The organism is Streptomyces sp. KR55 (genome assembly GCF_052245645.1).
Lineage (GTDB): Bacteria > Actinomycetota > Actinomycetes > Streptomycetales > Streptomycetaceae > Streptomyces > Streptomyces flavusporus.
Window position 1 is genome coordinate 1 of record NZ_JBQQCE010000764.1, and the last position, 2,827, is coordinate 2,827.

Genomic DNA, 2,827 nt, shown 5'->3' on the forward strand with positions numbered 1-2,827 from the left:
CTCCGCGCTCTCCGCTCATGCGATCGTGCTCGTCAAGAACTGAGACATCACTGCCCGCCGTCAGCCCCCGTCGCTTGCTGACGGCGTGGCACAGACCCCCGCAAGATCAATGCGGCGCAGCACTAGTGAGCATCGACAGCACACTTCCAGTGTGCTCCCGGTGGGATCACCGGAGGAGCCGCGCAGCACAGCGAGCGGGGCTGCTCGAGCAGTAGCCACACACAGCTGCGCCCGGCTGAGGGCCATGCGGGCACGTGTGCGAGCCTGCATGGGATGGGGTGATGGACTATCGGTCAGCTGGGAATGCGCGCCTCGGCTGCGGAGATGACCTCTTGGCGTTGCCGGTGACGCTGTTCATACTCCAGCACCTGACGGGCCACGTCGGCGGGAGCATCTTGCAGCCGCGCGGTGATCTCGTCCAGGTCCATGGCGTCGTAGCCGACCCACGGCTGTTCTTGGCGCAGCTGCTCGATGGCGTCCAGGACTCGCTCCCGGCGGGCGTGCGTGCGCTCGTAGCCCTCGATCACCGTCAGATCCGCCTGGGACAGCGTGCGCAGCCGCCGCTCGATCTGGTGCGTGCTGAGCTGGCTGAACCCGGGAATCGGCAGGTCCTCCTCCCGCCTGACCGCTCCCAGGACCTCCTCGGCAATGGGGCTGGGTTCGGGCATCTCCCGCGCCACACCCTCGGCCGCACCCCGGGCCCGCTGGACGCCGCGCTGGGCGGCGTCACGTGCCCGGTCGAAAGCGGTCCGCATCGTCTGGGCCGCTGTGTCGGCCAAGCCGCCGTGCTGACCTCCGCGCGGGCCGAAGCCGTGGGTGGATGCCGCTACGGCGCGGGCGTGCTCGGCGAGGCTGTCCTCCAGCGCCCGGAGCAGCTCTTCGTCCTGGCGGCGCAGCGAGCCGAGCAGGTCGGCGGTGGTCTCGTCGTCCACCTGCTCGGCGAGGACCTCCCCGGCCCGGCACGCCGCCAGCGCCCGCGCCGCGGCCGCGTACTCGTCCTCCGCGTTCCTCATCAGCCGTCGCGGATCGGCTGGGCCCCCGCCGGGCAGCATTCTCCGGACGACCGCCGCCCCGATTGTCAGCGGCAGCATCGCCGTGCGCACCGCGCCCCCGAGACGGACCGCGTCACACCGACCGCGGTGCCCAGCAGGCCCCGGGGGTGCAGGGCACGCTCCTGGCGTCGAATGCGCTGCACGCTGATCTGGACCTCGGCGGCCTGGCGTTCGAGCATCTGCCGATACGGGCCCGGCGGGGTGATCGTCGCATCCGCCCGGAACCGGCCGAGGACCGCGGTATGAGCCTGGCGCGCATCCTCCAGCACCGGCACGAGTTCTTCCGTCACCACTGCCATGAAGGTGCTCCTGAGTGAGGAATGAGGGCGGCAGCCCGCCGCACACGGAAAGCGGCTGCCCTCAGTGAACCCTCATGGCCGGGCAGCCGACACCATCCTGGGGGACCCACGCCAAGATCGCCCGGCGGACCGGAGCCGGACTGCCCGTGGCACGCCGGGCCGTACGGCGCTGCTGGTGCGGATGAGGACATGCCGCATCGGCCTGTCCGGGCGACGGGAAACCACCGTGCGGCGGGAAGGTGGGCCAGACGTGTCGTGCGTATGGCAGTTCGCGTCGGGTGTGACACGCCGACGTCGCCCACAGCGTCGCCCTGACGATACGGAGCAGGCGCGACGAAGTCAGCCAGGTCGGCGGGGCCCTCGATGCTCTTGCCCTCTCCGGGGAGCGTTCCCTCGTCGCACGCCAAGGCCGGCGCGGCCTGCAACCTCGCCAGGACCCTCGCCGCACCACGACAGCCGCGCAGCACAGGAGGTGCCTTGGCCCTACGGTGGCCTGAGAGGGGGCCGCCAAGCCGAACTGGCGTTGTGAAGGAGGCTGCGATGGACGAGCACTTCGTCTGGGTGACGACGCGCCGTCTTCGGCCGGGCACCCTGGAGGACTTCGAGAGGGCGTGGCGCCCGGACCCCTACCCGCAAGGACTGCGCCGCGCCTTCGCCTACTGGTCCGAGGACGGACAGGAAATCACTGGAGTGTCGTTCTGGGACTCGAAGGAGACGTGCGACTCCTGGCGGGCCCCCGAGGCGGAGAAGCAGCGGCGTGCGGCCATAGCCCCGTACGTCGTCGAAGAGCGGGAGGGTTTCTACCGCGGCCGTGAACTCGCCGTCCCCCAGCGGTAGTCGTCGGCCGACGGTTCGAGGAGGCGTGGTGCGCGAGATACGAACCGGGCGGCTGCCAGTGGCATCACTCGAGCGGCGGCGTGATTCCCGTTCGGACGACGCCGGATCCCCCGGTGGTCATGTGACTTGATGCCAGTCGCGCCGTCCCATGAGCTGAGCTGCCAGGCGTCCGCGTGCTGGTCGGCGGTCCAGTCGAGGGATTCCTCCTCCAGGAGCGGGTGGCCCGATTGCGACCGGGTTGATGCCGACTTAGCTTCAAACCGTCACGTTATGTGACAAAGCCGACACTAATCCTATGTTGGCTTTCCCGTGGTGACGCTCGAATGGAGCATTCATGTCGGTGATGACCGGTACCCAACCCCTGCAGCAGGTCGGCCCGCAGCAGATCGCTCAGATGGTCCAGCAGGCCATCCAGCAGGCGTGTCAGCAGACGGCCCAGCAGGTCGCGCAGCAGGTGCAGCAGACGTTCCAGCAGATCCAGCAGATCCAGCAGCAGCTGCAGCAGCGGCCGGACCTGGCCCAGCAGGCGCACCCGTACCTGGCTCTCATGCTGCACCGCACGCTGGCCGGCGCCGTCCGCCACGCCGTGGAGCAGTCCGTGCAGCAGGCGCTGCCGAACGCCATCGTGGCGTTGCTCCA

The 2,827-nt window shown here is 69.8% G+C and carries 4 protein-coding genes; 2 read left to right on the forward strand and 2 right to left on the reverse strand.

The genetic code is table 11. From position 1 onward, the window contains the following. Positions 1–293: 293 nt before the first annotated feature. The gene (locus ACTWQJ_RS49670; RefSeq protein ID WP_443312935.1) at positions 294–1,013 is read right to left on the reverse strand and encodes a hypothetical protein; all 720 of its coding nucleotides are present in this window, start codon (positions 1,011–1,013) and stop codon (positions 294–296) included. A gap of 65 nt (positions 1,014–1,078) precedes the next feature. Beyond that, entirely contained in the window at positions 1,079–1,351 is a 273-nt protein-coding gene (locus ACTWQJ_RS49675) for a hypothetical protein (protein WP_443312936.1), read from the reverse strand. Between the two features lie 540 nt (positions 1,352–1,891). Between ACTWQJ_RS49675 and ACTWQJ_RS49680 the strand changes: the two genes are divergently transcribed. Then, complete coding sequence (locus tag ACTWQJ_RS49680) at positions 1,892–2,188, forward strand: hypothetical protein (protein ID WP_443312937.1); 297 nt, start codon at positions 1,892–1,894, stop codon at positions 2,186–2,188. Between the two features lie 343 nt (positions 2,189–2,531). Next, positions 2,532–2,827, forward strand: a 296-nt coding sequence (locus tag ACTWQJ_RS49685; protein WP_443312938.1) for a hypothetical protein, incomplete at its 3' end; no start/stop codon positions are given.

Excerpts from the sequence above, each read along its gene's own strand:
- ACTWQJ_RS49670 (WP_443312935.1), bottom strand. The coding sequence starts at position 1,013 with ATGAGGAACGCGGAGGACGAGTACGCGGCCGCGGCGCGGGCGCTGGCG.
- ACTWQJ_RS49675 (WP_443312936.1), bottom strand. The coding sequence starts at position 1,351 with ATGGCAGTGGTGACGGAAGAACTCGTGCCGGTGCTGGAGGATGCGCGC.
- ACTWQJ_RS49680 (WP_443312937.1), top strand. The coding sequence starts at position 1,892 with ATGGACGAGCACTTCGTCTGGGTGACGACGCGCCGTCTTCGGCCGGGC.